The sequence below is a fragment of the Aliivibrio sp. S3MY1 genome, from assembly GCF_028765575.1.
Taxonomy (GTDB): Bacteria; Pseudomonadota; Gammaproteobacteria; order Enterobacterales; family Vibrionaceae; genus Aliivibrio.
In genome coordinates, this window is sequence record NZ_JARACO010000027.1 from 1 (window position 1) to 19,094 (window position 19,094).

Consider the following 19,094-nt stretch of genomic DNA (forward strand, 5'->3'; position numbering starts at 1 on the left):
ATATTTAGCTGCTATACGGTATTATTTCTCTATAGCTATAGATATTAGAAAGGGAATGTTTTAGTTAGGCTCTCATTAGCTAACCTCCCAAAAAAAGATTTTGCACGGATAAATACAACAAGAATAGTTAAATATATATTCACATAACAAGCATTTATATGTTTAAATAATATTTATCGGATTTGATATGCACAGCTAGGAGCACACTATGGCTTTTAATATACGTAATAGAAATTTTTTAAAACTCTTGGATTTCACCCCAAAAGAGATCGCACACTTACTTGAACTTTCCGCTGATTTAAAAAAAGCAAAATACGCTGGGTATGAACAACCCCGCCTCTCAGGTAAGAACATTGCACTTATTTTTGAAAAAGCCTCTACTCGTACGCGTTGTGCTTTTGAAGTCGCAGCTTTTGACCAAGGCGCTAAAGTCACTTATCTTGGTCCTTCAGGTTCTCAAATTGGCCAAAAAGAATCGATGAAAGACACTGCTCGCGTACTTGGTCGTATGTACGATGGCATTGAGTATCGTGGCTTTGGTCAATCCATAGTAGAAGAACTCGGTAAGCATGCGGGCGTTCCTGTTTGGAATGGATTAACTGATGAGTTTCATCCAACGCAAATTCTGGCAGACTTTCTTACAATGCAAGAATATGCAAATGGTAAACAGCTAAATCAAATAACGTTTGCTTATCTTGGTGATGCTCGTAATAACATGGGCAATTCTCTGATGGTTGGCGCAGCAAAAATGGGCATGGAGATCCGTCTTATTGCACCAAAACAGTTTTGGCCAGAAGAAGCGTTAGTTGCTCAATGCCAAGAAATAGCAGACCAAACTGGCGCCAAAATCATCCTAACGGAAGAAGTACAGACTGGCGTAAAAGGCTGTGATTTTTTATACACCGATGTTTGGGTCTCTATGGGTGAAGCGCCAGAAGCATGGGATGAACGAGTTGCATTAATGACGCCTTATCAAGTCAATATGGATGTAATTAAAGCAACCGAAAATCCAAACGTGAAATTCATGCACTGTTTACCCGCCTTTCATAATAATGAAACAGCCATTGGAAAAGAAATCTCAGAAAAGTATGGCATGAATGGGCTCGAAGTCACTGACGACGTTTTTGAATCTGACTACTCTATCGTATTTGATGAAGCAGAAAATAGAATGCACACCATCAAGGCCGTTATGGTTGCTACGCTAGGGAGTTAATCCCTCTTGTGTTAAAAAGTAATCAAAATAAAATTTGATGCAAACGCTTGCTTAGGATTTTGATACGAGTATAATTTCGCGCAATTTACTAGGAAATTATGATGTTATTAACTTATCTTCATACAGCGGTCGACCGAGAATCTGCACTCATAGTGTGCGGTGGTCCCCTATTTTTTGAGTTTCCTAATTACCGATATTTTTAAAGCCTCCTATTTGATAGGGGGCTTTTTTTTGATTTCAATATGATAAATAAAAGGGAAGAGAGACTATGGCTAACTCGCTATATCAAAAGCACATCATTTCTATTCCAGAGCTTTCTCGTCAAGAGTTAGAACTGATTGTAGAAACAGCAGGTAATATTAAAAAAGAACCTCAACCTGACTTATTAAAAAATAAAGTCATTGCGAGCTGTTTTTTTGAAGCCTCAACTCGTACCCGTTTATCTTTTGAAACTGCAATTCAACGTTTAGGCGGCTCTGTTATTGGGTTTGATTCTGCAGGCAATACTTCTCTTGCTCAAAAAGGCGAGACACTGGCAGACTCAGTTCAAGTGATTACCTCTTATGTTGATGCTTATGTTATGCGTCATCCAAAAGAAGGCGCTGCACGTCTAGCCTCAGAGTTCTCTAATGGAACTCCAGTCATCAACGCGGGCGATGGTGCGAATCAGCATCCAACTCAAACACTATTAGACTTATACACCATCTACGAAACTCAAGGTCGCCTAGATAACATAAACATCGCTTTTGTTGGTGATTTAAAATACGGTCGTACCGTTCATTCATTAACCCAAGCCTTAGCTAAATTTAATGGCATTAAGTTCTTCTTTATCGCCCCAGAAGTATTAGCCATGCCTGATTACATCTGTGAAGAATTAGATGAGTTAGGCATTGAATATCAATTACTAAATGAAATGGATGAAGCCATTCCTGAGTTAGATATTCTCTACATGACTCGTGTTCAGAAAGAGCGTTTTGATGAGTCTGAATACGCGCATATTAAGTCAGCCTATATTCTTTCAGCTGAAACATTAGCACCTGCTCGTGAGAACTTAAAAGTCCTTCACCCGCTGCCTCGCGTTGATGAAATTGATATCAATGTTGATAAAACACCGTACGCTTACTACTTCCAACAAGCTGAGAATGGTGTCTATGCCCGCCAAGCTCTACTAGCTTTAGTTCTTAACGAAACACTTTAGGGAGAAAAATGATGCCTAACAAAACTCAATTACGTGTTGAAGCAATCAACAACGGTACGGTAATCGACCATATCCCTGCAAATATTGGTGTTAAAGTCTTAAAGCTATTTCAAATGGACAAAACAGCAGAGCGTGTAACGATTGGCTTAAATTTACCATCTTCAGCGCTGGGTTCTAAAGATTTATTAAAAATTGAAAATACCTTTATAACACCCGAACAAGCAAGTAAGTTAGCACTCTACGCACCACACGCAACGGTTAACCAAATTGAAAACTATGAAGTAGCGAAGAAGATCCCTCTTCAGCTACCGACACAAATTACGGGGGTATTTGAATGCCCAAACAGCAACTGTATTACCCATGGTGAGCCAGTTGATAGTAGCTTTAAGATCATTACAAAAAACGAAGATATTCACTTAAAGTGTAAGTATTGTGAGAAGGTTTATTCACGAGAAGTGGTTACTGATTTAAATTAATATCATATTTAATTCGATAATGTTCAGCCTCAGATCTTCTGGGGCTTTTTTATTGGTAAGGTTTGTTTTATATTGGGTTTATTGAACCTAATACCTATCTAGATAAGCCGTTGTTCAGATAATTATGTTGATTGGTATAAATTGTTCACCCATTAAAAAAGGAATCATTACTATGACTAAAGTTCTTCATACAGACAATGCTCCAGCAGCAATTGGCCCATACATTCAAGGTGTTGATCTTGGTAATATGGTATTAACTTCAGGTCAAATCCCTGTAAACCCTACAACAGGTGAAGTGTCTGATGATATTGCAGAGCAAGCTCGCCAATCTTTAGAAAACGTTAAAGCCGTTGTAGAATCTTCTGGTCTAACGGTATCTGACATTGTAAAAATGACCGTTTTCGTAAAAGATCTGAATGACTTTGGCACAGTAAACGAAGTATATGGTAACTTCTTTGATGAGCATAACGTTGCAAACTACCCTGCACGTTCTTGCGTTGAAGTCGCTCGTCTTCCAAAAGATGTTGGTATTGAAATTGAAGCGATTGCTGTTCGTAAATAATTAAAACCAGCGATGTAATAAATAAAGTAAGGCAGATATTGGTATCACTAATCCCTGCCTTATTTTTTATTTAATGTGATAAGTATCGTATCGCTTTAGAAAAAACAGTGCTAAACCAAGCCGAAAACAGAGCGGGATTATTGACTAATTCTTGCTTAATATAACTCTCACTCCACCACTGTATATCACTAACTTCATCAGGATTCAGCGTAAATTCTACATCAGGTGTATTAGCCAGTAATATGTAGTCTTGCTCATGTTCACTTAATCCATTTTCTAATTCAGCTTGATAGATAAACCAACCTAGATTTTCAAATATATCAGCCCTAACACTCGTAATACCAATCTCTTCCTCTAATCGCCTTTCACCAGCAAGTTCGACCGATTCATGTAATCTTGGATGAGAGCAACAAGTATTACTCCACTTTCCTTTACTGTGATATTTACATTCTGCGCGCTTCTGTAATAGAAATTGATACTCATCTTCTGTTTTTCGATACAGCAAAACGGAGAAAGCTAAATGCAATAACCCTTTTTGGTGGGCTTCTAGCTTTTCCATGGTTCCAATGGTTTCACCTTGTTGATTTACAAGGATAACTTGTTCACTCATTTTATCTACACACTAAAGAAAAAGGGCATATAGCAAGCCATACACCCTTAATAATTATTATCATCAAAACTTAAGCTTGATTGCGCTCGGCAACTTCTTTATTTAATTCTTCCAGCTTAACTTTCATTTGTTCACGACATTCATTCGCAAAATCACGCACGTTGTTTTTGTCGTAACCGTCAGTACTTACTGGAGGTAAAATTTCAACAATAACAGTGCCGTTATTCCAACGATTTAATTTCACGCCATCAGTACTACTACATACAATTGGAGTTACTGGAACTTCAGCAGCGAGCGCGGCATGAAATGCACCGGTTTTAAATGGCAATAAACCACGGCCACGTGAACGAGTTCCCTCAGGAAACATCCAAACAGACACATTACGTTTTTTAATATTGTCAGCAACTTGAGCAATCGTACCCACCGCTTTGCTACGATTATTACGATCAATCAAGATGTTACCAGTGATCCAATATAACTGACCAAACAGCGGCATCCACGCTAAGCTCTTTTTACCAACCGTAACAGTACGAGGCTGGATAGCACCAGAAACAGTAAATAGATCCCAGTTATTCTGGTGATTGGCAATGTATAAGCTTGGCCCTGCATTCTTAACACTATCAGGTACTCGAACTTCAAGTTTAATACCAAACACTCGAGACATACGAGCAAACCAAAGGCCAAAAGTATAAACGTGTTTTGGGTTTCTCGGACTAAGTAAACAATAGCCGCAACCAAATACAAACGTAAAGACAGCAAAGATAGCCAAAGCAATTAGGCGTAACAATGCGATCATAAGTGTTTCTCCTACATACAAACAATAAAAAACCGGGTCATTATATACCCGGTTTCCGCTTAGCTTTTTTAGCAAACTAATCTGTTGATTAGATTTCGCTACTACGAACTCTTTCGATGTTCGCACCTAATGCGGTTAACTTATCTTCGATCTTATCATAACCACGGTCGATATGATAAATTCGATCAACAATTGTTTCACCTTTTGCTATACAACCTGCAATAACAAGGCTTGCAGAGGCACGTAAATCCGTAGCCATCACTTGAGCACCACTTAAACCATCAGTATCACCACAGATAGCAGTATTACCTTCGATTTCAGCGTGAGCGCCCATGCGTTGCAGTTCAGGGATATGCATGAAACGGTTTTCAAAAATCGTTTCAGTAATAATGCCTGGGCCTTTTGCCATCATATTTAGCAAAGTAAACTGTGCTTGCATGTCTGTTGGGAATGCTGGATGTGGCGCTGTACGGATATTTACCGCTTTCAACTCACGTCCTGTCATATCTAAGCTGATCCAGTCTTCACCAGTTTCAACTTTTGCACCCGCTTCTTCAAGCTTAGCAAGAACGGCTTCAAGTAGATGTGCTTTTGTGTTCTTACAAACAACTTTACCACCAGATACCGCAGCAGCAACTAAGAAAGTACCCGTTTCAATACGGTCAGCAACCACTTCATGATAACCACCACCAAGACGCTCTACGCCTTCAATCGTAATGGTATCTGTACCCATGCCTGATACTTTCGCACCAATGGCATTAAGGAAGTTAGCAGTATCAACAATTTCAGGTTCACGCGCTGCGTTTTCTAGAATAGTTTTACCTTCAGCCAATGTTGCTGCACACATTACAGTGATTGTTGCGCCAACACTTACTTTATCCATAACGATGTGAGCGCCTTTCAGACGACCATCAACTTCTGCTTTAACGTAGCCTTCTTCAAGCTTAATCGTTGCGCCAAGTTGCTCAAGACCGTGAATATGCAGATCAACTGGGCGAGCACCGATAGCACAACCACCAGGTAACGACACTTGGCCTTTACCAAAACGTGCAACTAATGGACCTAACGCCCAAATTGATGCTCGCATCGTTTTAACTAGATCATACGGTGCACAAAAATCATTTACACCGCTCGCATCAATATGAACAGAGCCATTACGAGAAACATTAGCACCTAAGCGTTGTAACAACTCCATGGTTGTATCTACATCGCGAAGTTTTGGAACATTTGCGACTTCTACTGGCTCTTCAGCAAGTAATGCAGCAAATAAAATTGGCAGTGCAGCATTTTTTGCACCAGAAATCGTAACCTCTCCAGAAAGTGGTTTTTCACTTCCTTGAATTCGAAATTTATACATTCAAAGGACCTCTTAGAATAAGCTATTTAATTTTTTATCACGTGCCCACTCTTCCGGAGTAAACGCTTTTATTGATAGAGCGTGAATGGTATTTGTTGAGATATGTTCCATCAAAGGTCCGTAGATGGTTTGTTGCTTTTTAACTCTGCTCATTCCATTGAACGATTCATCCACAGCAATAACTTCAAAATGGCTTCCTTCACCTTTAACGTGAATCTCTTGAAGTTGAAGTGCTGCGTCTAATAATTCTTTAATCTCGGCGCTTTCCATTACTCTACCTTTTGCGTTATTAAGTGATCAGCAAACAATGATTCCACATTACTTAATTGAATTAACGTAATGAGCTGATCAGGGACGAAAGCAAGCATTATATGACAGTTTTGATTTTTTGCATGCTCTATTAGGTGTAAAAGTAACACTACCCCTGCAGAGTCAATGCGATTAACGTGACCTAAGTCTACCTTTACTTGAGTGACTTTAGGTTTCCATACTGTCAATTTTTTCCAAATATTAGGCACCGTCTCACGATCAAGAGGCCCATTTAAATGAATTTCATCCGCTTTCGCTTCACATAAATCCATTATTGGCATTATTTATTCCCTTCTAAGCGAATAGGTTGCTTCGCTAAAGAGGCCAATTCTTTGCTTACAGAGCTGATACCTTCTTTACGAATTTTACCATTCCACTCTGACTGTTTGGTCGATAAAAGGCTAACTCCCTCAGCGACCATATCGAAAGCTTGCCACTCTCCCGTTTTCTTATTTTTACGTAATTTAAAATCAACTTTTACCGTTGGGCGAGCAGAATCTAAAATATCAACTCGCACACTGATGATCGTTTTTCCCTCAGGGATTATTTTCTCTTTTTCTAATACAATCTTTTGATCTGTGTATAAAGTTAATACCTGAGCATACGAAGCCACTAAATAATCACGAAATGCAGTAACAAATTCAGCGCGTTCTTCCGCTGACGTTTTCTTTAAATGCGTACCTAATAACTTGTAAGCAGCATATTTCACATTGACGTACGGCATCAACTCTTCATCAACGACCGTTTTTAATAAATTCGGGTTTGCCTGAATCGCACTTTGCTCTGCTTTTAAGCGGGCAAATGTCATTTCCGATACTTGAGCCATCATCTCATAGGGCTTAGTTTTATCGATTTCTTGAGCTTGAACCGCCCCTGTAAATACACTAATGATGATAGTAAAAATGCTAATCCACTGTTTCATTACTCTTCCTCACTTTTATCTGACGAATCACCACCAATGCTATACAGCACTTGGCCAATCATATCTTCTAATACTAAGGCTGATTTCGTATCTTCAATGTAATCGCCATTGCCTAGCATATCGATATCTTCATCCACAAACCCTGGAACAATACCAATATACTGCTCACCGATTAATCCTGACGTTAAAATTTGTGCTGCAGAGGTTTCAGGAAAATAGCCAAATTGCTTATCAATTTCCATACTGACAATAGGTAAGTAACTTTCAGTATCTAACCTGATCCCTTCCACTCGACCAACCACAACACCACCAATTTTCACTGGCGATCGTGATTTCAAGCTACCAATATTATCAAATTGAGCATTTAGCGTGTAATACTCACCACTGCCCCCACTACGAACGTCTGCTACTTTTAGCAATAACATCAATAACGCTGCCATTCCTGCTAAAACAAAAAGGCCGACAAAAAATTCTACTTTACGAGTCTGTTGCATAATTAATTCCCAAACATCAGTGCAGTCAGCACAAAATCAATTCCTAATACCGCCAGTGACGAATGCACTACCGTTCGTGTTGTTGCCAGTGAGATCCCCTCAGAGGTTGGTGTTGCATCGTAACCATTAAACAAGGCAATCCAAGTAACGATAAAGGCAAACACCACACATTTAATAAGACTGTTTACGATGTCATAACGCACATCAACCGATGACTGCATTAATGACCAAAAGCTACCGTAGTCAATGCCTTTCCACTCGACACCGACAATCTGACCACCCCATATACCCACCGCCATAAATATCATGGCTAACAATGGCATTGAGATAATCCCAGCCCATAATCGTGGAGCAATAATTCGACGCAGTGGATCAACTGCCATCATTTCCATGCTAGAGAGTTGTTCAGTTGTCTTCATTAATCCGATTTCTGCGGTTAATGCTGAACCTGCACGCCCTGCAAATAATAATGCTGTGACTACTGGACCAAGTTCTCTTAAAAGTGATAAAGAAACAAGTTGTCCTAAGCTGGTTTCAGCACCGTAATCAACCAAAATGATATAACCCTGTAGGCTAATCACCATGCCGATAAACAAACCTGAAACGATAATAATCACTAAAGAGCGAACACCCACTGAATATAATTGCGTTAACAATAATGGAAACATCTTCACGGGTTGAGGTTTTGATACTATCGCACCGAGTAACATAAAAGTGGCTCGTCCAAACACTTCACAAATCAATAATGCTCGCTTACCTATTTGCTCAATCGACGAAATAAGGGAAAAGTTACTCATAAGAAAATAGTACCTCACCTAATGGTTTAGCAGGAAAACGAAAAGGAACAGGACCATCGGATCGTCCATCCAAAAATTGTCGAACTTGAGGATCAGGATTATCTTCCAACTCTTGAGGGGAGCCTTGAGCTATGACTTTTCCATTTGCTAATAAATAAACATGATCAGCAATACTCATAACCTCAGGGACATCATGAGAGACCACTACTGATGTCAAACCTAACGCATCATTTAAATTACGGATCAAATCAACCAAGACCCCCATAGTTATTGGATCTTGGCCAACAAAAGGTTCGTCATACATAATTAAATCGGGATCCAGAGCAATAGCACGAGCCAAAGCTGCACGACGAGCCATACCTCCAGAGAGTTCACTCGGCATTAACTCTGCGGCACCTCTTAACCCTACTGCTTCAAGCTTTAATAATACGAGCGTTCGAATAAAAGATTCTGATAATTCCGTATGCTCTCGTAATGGAAAAGCGACGTTATCAAACACACTCATATCAGTAAATAGAGCGCCCGATTGAAATAACATCCCCATTTTATTTCGAGCAAGGTACAAGGCTTTACGCCCTAACTTTGGGATATTCCATTCTTCAAAATGAATCTCGCCTGACTCAGGTAAGATTTGCCCACCAATCAGTCTTAGTAAGGTTGTTTTTCCGATCCCTGATGGCCCCATGATCGCGGTAATCTTTCCTTTTGGAACAGATAAACTAATGTCATCAAAAATAACTCGCTCACCACGTTTAAAGGTTAAATTTTCGACTTTTATTAAGGTTATATCTGAATCTATATCATTAGTTTTCATTAAAAGTCCTTCCTAGCAACATAATGACAAGTATACGTTAACTTATCATTCAAACTTATTATTTTTAACCTTCTTTTAAATATCCTCTCGCTGCGCGCCTTTTTCCTTTCCTTTTTGTAAGAGAAGCGTCAAAATTAGTAATTAATGATAAAAACATCTTTTACAAAAGGAAATTAGCACAATGACAGAGCTGCTCATGCCAACTCTACTTCTTATCGTCGGCCTCTCTCTACTTGTTTGGGGCGCAGATAAACTGGTATTTGGTTCTGCCGCGTTAGCAAAAAACTACGGTATTTCTCCCCTTGTTATTGGTATGACTATCTTAGCGATGGGTTCATCAGCACCAGAAATGATGGTATCAGCGGCCGCTGCACTTGATGGAAAAACCGATACCGCCGTAGGCAATGTAATAGGCTCAAACATTGCAAATATTGCGTTAATTTTAGGCATTACCGCATTAATTAAACCACTTGCAATCAGTTCTGGCATTATACGCCGTGAATTACCCCTCATGTTGATTGTAACCTTGCTTGCTGGTGCAATCATGTATAACAACTACCTTGGATTTTACGAAGGGGTACTACTGATTGCGCTTTTTGCTGTTTTCATTATCGCCATGCTCTACATCAGTAAAAGTGAGCAAAAAAATGGGGACATCCTTCTCGAAGAGCAAGAATCTGAAATTCCTGAAGGTGTAGACAATAAAATTGCCTTATTCTGGGTTGTCGTTGGGCTTATCTTACTACCCGTTGGTGCAAATATGCTGATTGATAATGCCGTTGTTATTGCTAAATTCTTTGGCATGAGTGATCTAGTGATCGGCTTGACAATTATTGCATTAGGCACAAGTCTTCCTGAACTGGCTGCGTCTGTCGCGGGTGTATTAAAAGGGGAAGATGACATGGCTGCTGGTAATATTATCGGCTCAAACGTCTTCAATATTCTTGCCGTTATGGGAATACCTGCACTTATCAATCCATCTGCTATTAGCCCTGATTTAATGAGCCGTGATTTTTATGTCATGATGGGTGTTTCTGTTTTATTGCTATTTATGGCACTAGGTAAGAGTCGCAGCATTAACCGAATTGAAGGTGGTATCTTAGTGACGTGCTTCTTGGTATATCAAGGCGCTCTTTTCTACACAATTTAAAAATACACCAGTTTAAATAAAAAATATAGGTTTGTTAATTAGTGAAAAATACCTTATTAATTAACAACCTATCTATTTATACTCACTTCCTTCCCATAACCATCCTCGTTACCTTGAACTACCTCTGGTATATGGCATAATAATTGTATACGCTACTCATCTAAATTATACATCTGTTATAACCCAAATAAAGGTGGTATCCCGATGGCAACTCAGTTTGATTTCTGTACTGCAGGAAAAAATGTTCTTCAAATTGAAATAGATGCACTCACCCAGCTAAACAACTACATCAATGATGATTTTACTAAAGCATGCCAATTAATGTTGGAATGTAAGCGTAAAGTAGTTGTAATGGGAATGGGGAAATCGGGGCATATTGGTAATAAAATAGCGGCGACATTAGCAAGCACTGGTACTCCTTCTTTTTTTGTACATCCAGGCGAAGCAAGTCATGGTGATTTAGGCATGATTGAAAAAGGTGATATCGTTATTGCTATTTCAAACTCAGGTGAAGCAGGCGAGATTTTAGCCTTATTGCCCGTCATTAAACGCCTTGGTATTACATTAATCACAATGACTGGTAATCCTGATTCAAGCATGGCAAAAGTAGCAGATGTAAACCTGCAAATTACCGTTCCTCAAGAAGCGTGCCCTCTAGGTTTAGCGCCAACATCAAGTACGACGGCAACCTTAGCAATGGGAGATGCGTTTTCTGTTGCTCTACTGCAAGCAAAAGGCTTTACCGCTGATGATTTTGCCTTGTCTCACCCAGGAGGTGCTCTAGGTCGTAAATTACTGCTATTATTGTCTGATATCATGCATAAAGATGATGAGTTACCAATGGTAACCGAAGACGCATTAATTAAAACCGCATTACTTGAAGTCTCAGAGAAAGGACTAGGGATGACAGCTATTGTTGATAATGAGCAAAGAGTCATTGGTATTTTTACCGATGGTGATTTACGTCGTCTTCTCGATAATCGCATTGATATTCATACTCAAGCCATTGGCGAAGTAATGACACGCTCTCCAGCGGTTGCTAATCCAAATCTACTGGCAGTTGAAGGCCTGAACTTAATGCAAGATAAGAAAATTAATGGCCTACTGCTATGCGATGAAAACCATCGTTTAGTCGGAGCCCTTAATATGCATGATTTACTAAAAGCGGGAGTAATGTAATGACCACTAAATTCATTTCAACACTCTACGGTAATATCGACGAAACTGTGTTCAATATTGCAAAAGACATTAAGTTGTTAATCTGCGATGTTGATGGCGTATTTTCTGATGGTCTTGTCTATATGGGCAACGACGGTGAAGAACTAAAAACCTTCCACACTCGTGATGGTTACGGCGTTAAATCACTAATGTCTGCGGGGGTAGAAATTGCCATCATCACGGGCCGTAATTCTAAAATTGTTGAAAACCGTATGACAGCACTTGGTATTAAATTAATTTACCAAGGGCAAGACAACAAACTGCAAGCATACCAAGATATTTTAACTAAACTCAATATAGCGCCAGAACATACTGGTTATATTGGAGATGATCTAATTGATTGGCCAGTAATGGAAAGAGTCGCGCTAAAAGTCTGCGTTTCTGATGGACATCCATTACTCGTACAACGTGCAAATTACGTGACCACTATCAAAGGTGGGCATGGTGCCGTTCGTGAAGTGAGTGACCTCATCCTAGAGGCGAAAGGTGAACTAGAACAACATAAAGGTCTAAGTATATGACCTTAAAACACCTTTTCATGACAATATTATTGATGATCTCCAGTTGGTCAGGGTATTACTTATATTATGAGTATGCTCAAAGTGACCAACAAATAGTTCCGGATCAACAAGTTCCTGTTTTTACTGGCAGTAACATAAGCAATAATAATTATGATCAAAGTGGTGTTCGTAATTATCAAATTAATGCTAAAGCTCTTGCTCGTTTTGCAAAAACTGGAGAGACTCACTTTACCACTCCACATCTTTTTGTTTTTAAAGAGGGTGAATTAAAAGAGTGGGAAATAATTTCTGACACTGGCGTACTCAATAAACAACATGAGCTTTATTTGAGTGGTAATGTAATCATTAAAAATTTACTGCCTGAAGCCGCCTTTGACACCATGACAACAGACAGTATAACAATACAACTATCAACTAAAGATTTCACGACAGAGGATGTCGTTAACCTTGTTGGTCCAACGTTTGAAACGACAGGCGTAGGAATGAAAGGTAATTTTACCACCCAACAAACGACCCTATTAGAGAATGTACAAGGTATCTATGAAGCTTTCACACATTAGTCTACTTGCTGGCTTATTATTGAGCTCGCCAAGTTGGGCGCTAAGCAGCGACACAGAGCAACCAATTCACATTAATTCAAATTCGCAAAACTTCGATATGCAAAGCAATCAAGTTACGTTTATTGGTGATGTAACTTTAAAGCAAGGCAGCATTGAGATCTTCGCTGATAAATTAATTGTTATCCGCCCTCAAGGACAAGACGGTCGCGAGATATTAGAAGCTTATGGTAAACCTGCCCGCTTTAGTCAACTTACAGATGACGGTAAAACCTTAAAAGGTAAAGCTGATAAGCTCCGTTACGAATTAGAAAAAGAATTTCTAAAGATGACCAATAAGGCTGAGCTAAAGCAAGACGACAGTATCATTAAGGGTAAAGTGATTACCTATAATATGAAAACTCAAAAATTAATTGCTGATGGTGGTAAAGACGAACGTGTTACTACTATTCTTCAACCAACTCAATTAAACAATAAATAATTATGGCTATATTAGAAGCGAAAAATCTCGCAAAAACCTACGGCAGCCGTAAAGTGGTTACCGATGTAAGCTTAACCGTTGAATCTAGTAAAATTGTTGGCTTACTAGGTCCAAATGGGGCAGGTAAAACAACCTCTTTCTATATGATTGTTGGCCTTGTCTCTCGCGATGAAGGATCGATCACTATTGATGGTGTTGATATTTCATTACAGCCAATGCATAACCGTTCAAAAATGGGGATAGGCTATCTACCTCAAGAAGCCTCTATTTTCAGAAAGCTTTCTGTTTTTGATAACATAATGGCAGTACTTCAAACTCGTAAAGATTTATCAAAAACAGATCGTTTAGATAAGCTTGAAGAGTTATTAGATGAGTTTAACATTCAGCATATTCGTAACAGTAATGGTATGGCGCTTTCTGGTGGTGAACGTCGTCGAGTTGAAATTGCACGTGCACTGGCTGCAAATCCAAAGTTCATTCTACTTGATGAACCTTTTGCGGGTGTCGATCCTATTTCTGTAATCGATATCAAAAAAATCATTCAACATTTACGAGATCGCGGCTTAGGTGTGTTAATTACAGACCATAACGTTCGCGAAACGCTTGATGTATGTGAGCACGCCTATATCGTAAGCCAAGGCCACATGATTGCCAATGGGACTCCTGACCATGTATTAAATGATGAACACGTTAAACGCGTTTATCTTGGTGATCAATTTAAGTTGTAATTTATATAAAGGTATCACTGCATAATGAAAGCATCTCTTCAGTTAAAAATGGGCCAACAACTTGCTATGACGCCCCAGTTACAGCAAGCAATTCGATTATTACAATTGTCGACCCTTGACCTACAGCAAGAGATTCAAGAAGCTCTCGACTCTAACCCTCTTCTTGATGTTGAAGAAGAGCCATTAAGTACGCCTGAAAGTTTATTATCTCCAGAACCAACACCAGAAAAAGAAACGGCAACAGCAGAGCAAGAAGAGCCTATCACTGACAGTAGCGATGTTATTGATAGTAATAACATTTCAGAAGAACTTGAAATGGATGCGAGCTGGGATGATGTTTATAGTGCTAACAGTGGCAGTACGGGGTTAGCGATTGATGATGATACGCCATTATATCAGGGCGAAACGACCGAAAGTCTGCAAGACTATTTAATGTGGCAGGCTGACTTAACGCCTTTCAGTGACATTGACCGTACAATTGCTACCGCTATCATTGAATCATTAGATGATTATGGCTATTTAACCATCAGCCTTGATGACGTATTAGAAAGTGTCGGTAATGATGACGTTGAAATGGATGAGGTTGAAGCGGTATTAAAGCGAATCCAGCAATTCGACCCATTAGGTGTTGCTTCTCGTGATCTTGCAGAATGCTTAATGTTACAACTCGCAACCTACCCAGAAAATACCCCATGGCTACCAGAAACCAGATTGATCTTAACCAAGCACATCAATTTATTAGGTAATCGTGACTACCGACAGTTAGCAAAAGAGACTAAGCTTAAAGAAAGTGACTTGAAACAAGTCATGATGCTAATTCATGAGCTTGATCCTAGACCTGGTAACCGTGTCATTGATACCGACACTGAATATGTTATTCCAGATGTCTCCGTCTTTAAACATAATGGGAAATGGGTCGTAACGATTAACCCAGATAGCGTCCCTCGCCTAAAAGTAAACGCAGAATATGCCGCGCTTGGTAAAGGGTTAGGTAACAGCCCTGACGGACAATTTATTCGAACCAATTTGCAAGAGGCAAAGTGGTTAATTAAGAGCTTAGAGAGTAGAAACGAGACGCTGCTCAAAGTTGCACGTTGTATAGTTGAACATCAGCAAGATTTCTTCGAATATGGTGAAGAAGCGATGAAACCGATGGTACTCAATGACATCGCTTTGGATGTTGAAATGCACGAGTCCACTATATCTCGTGTAACAACACAAAAATTCATGCATACCCCGCGCGGTATTTTTGAATTAAAATATTTCTTCTCTAGTCATGTTAGTACGGACAATGGTGGTGAATGCTCATCAACTGCAATTCGGGCACTAGTGAAAAAGTTGGTCGCGGCTGAGAATCAAGCCAAACCGTTAAGTGACAGTAAAATCGCAACCTTATTAGCTGAGCAAGGGATCCAAGTTGCACGACGTACTATAGCTAAATATCGTGAATCTCTGGGTATTGCCCCATCGAATCAGCGTAAGCGTTTACTTTAATTAACAGAAAGGAAGTGTTATGCAAATAAACATTACAGGTCAAAACGTCGAACTAACCGATAGCCTACGTGAGTACGTCGATACCAAATTCCAAAAGTTAGACCGTTTTTTTGAACACATTAATAATGTCCATGTCGTATTAAAATTAGAAAAAGTACTTCATATCGCAGAAGCAACTCTTCATGTAAATCAAGGTGACATACACGCCCATTCTGACGCAGAAGATATGTATGCAGCCATTGATGGTTTGGTGGATAAACTGATCCGCCAACTCAATAAACATAAAGAAAAACTAAGTAGCCATTAACATGCAATTAAGCACCATTCTTTCATTGGATTGCACCAAAAGTGCAGTCCAATGCACAAGCAAAAAACGCGCATTAGAACTTATTAGTGAAATTGCAGCCCCTCACATTGGTCAAAACCCTCAAGAGTTATTTGAAAGTTTATTAAACCGAGAAAAAATGGGAAGTACCGGCATTGGTAATGGTATTGCTATCCCTCATGGTCGTATTTTTAACTGTGAGAATGCTGTCGCTGTTTTACTTCAGTGCCAAGAACCGATTGAATTTGATGCGATAGATAATCGCCCTGTTGATGTTCTTTTTGCCTTACTTGTCCCTGATGAGCAGTGTAAATTGCACTTAAAAACACTTTCTTGTGTTGCAGAAAAACTCAATGACAAGCAAGTTTTACGTCAGCTTCGCCATGCCGAAAATGACCAAGAACTGTATCAAATATTCACCTCTTAAAGCTCCTAAGGTCGTATAATGAAACTCATGGTTGTTAGTGGTAATTCAGGGGCAGGAAAATCTGTCGCGCTACGAGTATTGGAAGATTTAGGCTATTATTGTGTCGACAATTTACCCATTGACCTACTGACTCAATTTGTAGAATCAATTCAGCACAGCACTCAAAATGTCGCTGTTAGTGTCGATATCCGTAATTTACCCAAAGATCCTTCACTACTAACAAACACCTTAAGTGAATTAAAACAAAGCCACGACGTAACCGTGATGTTCCTTGATGCCGAAGATAAAGAGTTGATTAAACGCTACAGTGAGACTCGCCGTTTGCATCCACTTTCTTTAACCGAAGAACAGTGTTCATTAGAACAAGCGGTCGCTCTAGAAAAAAACATTTTAAGTGATTTTAAAGAAGAAGCTGATTTAGTTCTCGATACCACCACAAAGTCCATCCATGAGTTAAGTGAAACACTGCGGTCTCGAATTCTTGGTCGCGAGTCGAAAGAATTAGTAATGGTGTTTGAATCTTTTGGTTTTAAACACGGTTTACCAACAGATGCTGATTATGTGTTTGATGTGCGCTTCTTACCTAATCCTCACTGGGAGCCAAGCCTAAGACCCATGACTGGCTTAGATAAACCCGTGGCTGATTACTTAGAAAAACACGACGCTGTAATTCAATTAAAAGAACAAATTCAAACCTTTCTTACCACCTGGCTACCTGCCTTAGAAAAAAACAATCGCAGCTATTTAACCGTCGCGATTGGTTGTACTGGCGGTCAACATCGCTCTGTTTACATTACTCAACAACTCGGTGAGTATTTTAAACAGCAAGGGCAACAAGTTCAGATCCGCCATAAAACATTAGAGATTCATTAATCATGCCTATCTCATCTCGTCACCTATTAATAAAAAACCGCCTTGGTTTACACGCAAGAGCGGCGATCAAATTGGTTGAGATGGCGCAAAGTTTTGATGCCATCATTACGTTAACCAATGACGAAAATAAGCAAGCCACCGCTGATGGTGTAATGGGCTTACTTATGTTGGACTCAGCGCAAGGTCAATACGTCGATGTTTCCGCTGATGGCCCAGATGCTGAACAAGCACTTTCTGCTATTTGTGAGCTTATTGAAGCCGGTTTTGATGAGGATGAGTGAGTATTTACTCATCCCTTTCCATCTTTGACCTAATCTTCACAAATTTATCTTATTTCCTTTCTAAAATTGCGTTACTATTCTGCCCATTATTTAGATTGACTATACTCAGTTAATCAGTCTTTTATGGGGGAGAGAATGCAAGAACAACCAGATTTCGATCAAACCCATCAAACTCTTCAAGAAGTATCTAATGCGCTTGATAGTGGGATGTTTGTCCATGTACGTCGTTTATTACAAGACATGGAACCCGAGGATATTGCCCATCTATTAGAAGCCTCACCCAGAAAAAGCCGTAATGTATTATGGCAACTGACCGACCCTGAAGATTACGGTGAGATCCTTGACGAACTTTCCGAAGGCGTAAAAGACGGAATTGTTTCACAAATGGCTCCACAGAGCATTGTAGAAGCAACAGAAGGCATGGAGACAGATGATGTCGCTTACGTTCTTCGTAGCTTACCTCATGACGTCTCACGTGAAATATTAAGCCAGATGGACACGGTTGATCGATTCCGTGTCGAAACCGCACTGTCTTATCCAGAAGATACCGCCGGTGGGATGATGAATACCGATTTCATCACCATCCGTGCAGATGTTGAAATCGATGTGGTATTGCGTTATTTACGCATGAAAAGTGAGCTTCCCGATTCAACCGATGCCCTGTATGTCCTTGATGAAGAAAGTCGACTCATCGGCCACTTATCTTTAGCAACGCTATTAACGACTCAACCCGATATCCTGGTTAGTGAAGTTATGGATGACGCTGATGAGGCTATTCCAGTAAATACTGACGATGGTGAAGTCGCTAATCTATTTGAGCGTCGTAATTGGGTATCTGCGCCTGTTGTTGATGAAAATCACTTACTGCTTGGTCGTATTACCATTGATGATGTCGTCGATGTTATTCGTGAAGACGCTGAACACTCAATGATGAGTATGGCAGGTATGGATGACGAAGAAGATACCTTTGCACCTGTGGTTAAATCAGCACGCCGTCGTAGTGTTTGGCTAGGCATGAATGTATTAGCCGCCCTTGCTGCCGCATCGGTTTCTAATATGTTCGAAGCCACATTAGCGCAAATGGCATCGATTGCCGTACTAATGACGATTGTCCCTTCAATGGGTGGTGTTGCCGGAAATCAAACGGTTGCTCTTGTTATCCGCGGTTTGGCCGTTGGTCATATCGGTGACAGTAACCAAAAAGAATTATTATTCAAAGAAGCAGGGATAGGCCTACTTAATGGTATTTTGTGGGCCTCTATCATTGGCGGTATCGTCATGGTTTGGAAAGGCGACATCATGCTTGGAGCCATCATCTCTGCTGCTATGCTCGTAAACCTAACCATTGCCGGAATTGCAGGGGTAGCTATCCCTCTGATCCTAAAGAAAATGAATATCGACCCTGCATTAGCAGGGGGAATGGCCTTAACCACCATCACCGATATTATTGGTCTATTTGCTTTCTTAGGTCTCGCCACTGTTTTAATGTAG

The 19,094-nt window shown here is 39.9% G+C and carries 25 protein-coding genes; 16 read left to right on the forward strand and 9 right to left on the reverse strand.

What is annotated here, in order from left to right; translation table 11 throughout:
* Positions 1-208 precede the first annotated feature (208 nt).
* The 4 genes from argF to PVK62_RS14575 all read left to right on the forward strand — a co-directional run bounded on the left by argF (position 209) and on the right by PVK62_RS14575 (position 3,449).
* Entirely contained in the window at positions 209-1,213 is a 1,005-nt protein-coding gene (argF, locus tag PVK62_RS14560; RefSeq protein WP_274445062.1) for an ornithine carbamoyltransferase, read from the forward strand.
* A 268-nt stretch (positions 1,214-1,481) separates the two neighbouring features.
* Entirely contained in the window at positions 1,482-2,411 is a 930-nt protein-coding gene (pyrB, locus tag PVK62_RS14565; protein ID WP_274445060.1) for an aspartate carbamoyltransferase, read from the forward strand.
* Positions 2,412-2,422: 11 nt separating this feature from the next.
* Positions 2,423-2,887: an aspartate carbamoyltransferase regulatory subunit gene (gene pyrI, locus PVK62_RS14570; RefSeq protein ID WP_274445065.1), complete on the forward strand. Its 465-nt coding sequence runs from the start codon at positions 2,423-2,425 to the stop codon at positions 2,885-2,887.
* A gap of 172 nt (positions 2,888-3,059) precedes the next feature.
* Positions 3,060-3,449 (forward strand): RidA family protein, encoded by a 390-nt coding sequence (locus PVK62_RS14575; RefSeq protein ID WP_274445059.1) that lies wholly within the window; start codon positions 3,060-3,062, stop codon positions 3,447-3,449.
* 70 nt (positions 3,450-3,519) lie between these two features.
* Here PVK62_RS14575 and idi read toward each other — a convergent pair whose 3' ends face one another.
* The 9 genes from idi to mlaF form a co-directional block, all read right to left on the reverse strand.
* Positions 3,520-4,059, reverse strand: a complete 540-nt coding sequence (gene idi, locus PVK62_RS14580; protein WP_274445057.1) for an isopentenyl-diphosphate Delta-isomerase — start codon at positions 4,057-4,059, stop codon at positions 3,520-3,522.
* Between the two features lie 70 nt (positions 4,060-4,129).
* Complete coding sequence (locus tag PVK62_RS14585) at positions 4,130-4,855, reverse strand: 1-acylglycerol-3-phosphate O-acyltransferase (protein WP_274419323.1); 726 nt, start codon at positions 4,853-4,855, stop codon at positions 4,130-4,132.
* Between the two features lie 88 nt (positions 4,856-4,943).
* Positions 4,944-6,212: a UDP-N-acetylglucosamine 1-carboxyvinyltransferase gene (murA, locus tag PVK62_RS14590; RefSeq protein ID WP_274419322.1), complete on the reverse strand. Its 1,269-nt coding sequence runs from the start codon at positions 6,210-6,212 to the stop codon at positions 4,944-4,946.
* Positions 6,213-6,224: 12 nt separating this feature from the next.
* Positions 6,225-6,482, reverse strand: coding sequence for a BolA family iron metabolism protein IbaG (gene ibaG / locus PVK62_RS14595; RefSeq protein ID WP_122036590.1), 258 nt, complete (start codon positions 6,480-6,482; stop codon positions 6,225-6,227).
* A complete protein-coding gene (locus tag PVK62_RS14600) occupies positions 6,482-6,802 on the reverse strand; it encodes an STAS domain-containing protein (RefSeq protein ID WP_122036589.1) in 321 nt (106 codons plus the stop codon). The genes ibaG and PVK62_RS14600 overlap by 1 nt, the downstream gene beginning before the upstream one ends.
* Positions 6,802-7,443, reverse strand: coding sequence for a phospholipid-binding protein MlaC (gene mlaC, locus PVK62_RS14605; protein WP_274445056.1), 642 nt, complete (start codon positions 7,441-7,443; stop codon positions 6,802-6,804). Before mlaC ends, PVK62_RS14600 begins: the two co-directional genes overlap by 1 nt.
* Positions 7,443-7,937 carry an outer membrane lipid asymmetry maintenance protein MlaD gene (gene mlaD, locus PVK62_RS14610; protein WP_274445055.1) on the reverse strand — a complete coding sequence of 165 codons (495 nt, stop codon included), beginning with the start codon at positions 7,935-7,937 and terminating at the stop codon, positions 7,443-7,445. The genes mlaC and mlaD overlap by 1 nt, the downstream gene beginning before the upstream one ends.
* Before the next feature lie 2 nt (positions 7,938-7,939).
* Positions 7,940-8,734 (reverse strand): lipid asymmetry maintenance ABC transporter permease subunit MlaE, encoded by a 795-nt coding sequence (gene mlaE / locus PVK62_RS14615; RefSeq protein ID WP_274445054.1) that lies wholly within the window; start codon positions 8,732-8,734, stop codon positions 7,940-7,942.
* Positions 8,727-9,548 (reverse strand): phospholipid ABC transporter ATP-binding protein MlaF, encoded by an 822-nt coding sequence (mlaF, locus tag PVK62_RS14620; protein ID WP_274445053.1) that lies wholly within the window; start codon positions 9,546-9,548, stop codon positions 8,727-8,729. The genes mlaE and mlaF overlap by 8 nt, the downstream gene beginning before the upstream one ends.
* Positions 9,549-9,729: 181 nt before the next feature.
* Here mlaF and PVK62_RS14625 point away from each other — a divergent pair, with 181 nt between their 5' ends.
* From PVK62_RS14625 to mgtE, 12 genes are all read left to right on the forward strand, one after another.
* The gene (locus tag PVK62_RS14625; protein ID WP_274445051.1) at positions 9,730-10,698 is read left to right on the forward strand and encodes a calcium/sodium antiporter; all 969 of its coding nucleotides are present in this window, start codon (positions 9,730-9,732) and stop codon (positions 10,696-10,698) included.
* Between the two features lie 204 nt (positions 10,699-10,902).
* Entirely contained in the window at positions 10,903-11,877 is a 975-nt protein-coding gene (gene kdsD / locus PVK62_RS14630) for an arabinose-5-phosphate isomerase KdsD (protein WP_274445050.1), read from the forward strand.
* The gene (gene kdsC, locus PVK62_RS14635) at positions 11,877-12,437 is read left to right on the forward strand and encodes a 3-deoxy-manno-octulosonate-8-phosphatase KdsC (protein WP_274445049.1); all 561 of its coding nucleotides are present in this window, start codon (positions 11,877-11,879) and stop codon (positions 12,435-12,437) included. The genes kdsD and kdsC overlap by 1 nt, the downstream gene beginning before the upstream one ends.
* Entirely contained in the window at positions 12,434-12,997 is a 564-nt protein-coding gene (gene lptC, locus PVK62_RS14640; protein WP_274445048.1) for an LPS export ABC transporter periplasmic protein LptC, read from the forward strand. The genes kdsC and lptC overlap by 4 nt, the downstream gene beginning before the upstream one ends.
* Entirely contained in the window at positions 12,978-13,475 is a 498-nt protein-coding gene (lptA, locus tag PVK62_RS14645) for a lipopolysaccharide transport periplasmic protein LptA (RefSeq protein ID WP_274445047.1), read from the forward strand. Before lptC ends, lptA begins: the two co-directional genes overlap by 20 nt.
* Before the next feature lie 2 nt (positions 13,476-13,477).
* Complete coding sequence (gene lptB, locus PVK62_RS14650; protein ID WP_274445046.1) at positions 13,478-14,203, forward strand: LPS export ABC transporter ATP-binding protein; 726 nt, start codon at positions 13,478-13,480, stop codon at positions 14,201-14,203.
* 66 nt (positions 14,204-14,269) lie between these two features.
* Positions 14,270-15,697: an RNA polymerase factor sigma-54 gene (locus PVK62_RS14655; RefSeq protein ID WP_443111779.1), complete on the forward strand. Its 1,428-nt coding sequence runs from the start codon at positions 14,270-14,272 to the stop codon at positions 15,695-15,697.
* Positions 15,698-15,716: 19 nt separating this feature from the next.
* Positions 15,717-16,004, forward strand: a complete 288-nt coding sequence (gene hpf / locus PVK62_RS14660) for a ribosome hibernation promoting factor (RefSeq protein WP_274445043.1) — start codon at positions 15,717-15,719, stop codon at positions 16,002-16,004.
* Position 16,005: 1 nt separating this feature from the next.
* Positions 16,006-16,449, forward strand: a complete 444-nt coding sequence (ptsN, locus tag PVK62_RS14665) for a PTS IIA-like nitrogen regulatory protein PtsN (protein ID WP_274445042.1) — start codon at positions 16,006-16,008, stop codon at positions 16,447-16,449.
* 18 nt (positions 16,450-16,467) lie between these two features.
* Positions 16,468-17,322, forward strand: coding sequence for an RNase adapter RapZ (rapZ, locus tag PVK62_RS14670; RefSeq protein ID WP_274445041.1), 855 nt, complete (start codon positions 16,468-16,470; stop codon positions 17,320-17,322).
* A gap of 2 nt (positions 17,323-17,324) precedes the next feature.
* Entirely contained in the window at positions 17,325-17,603 is a 279-nt protein-coding gene (locus tag PVK62_RS14675) for an HPr family phosphocarrier protein (RefSeq protein ID WP_122036575.1), read from the forward strand.
* A 135-nt stretch (positions 17,604-17,738) separates the two neighbouring features.
* The gene (gene mgtE, locus PVK62_RS14680; protein ID WP_274445038.1) at positions 17,739-19,094 is read left to right on the forward strand and encodes a magnesium transporter; all 1,356 of its coding nucleotides are present in this window, start codon (positions 17,739-17,741) and stop codon (positions 19,092-19,094) included.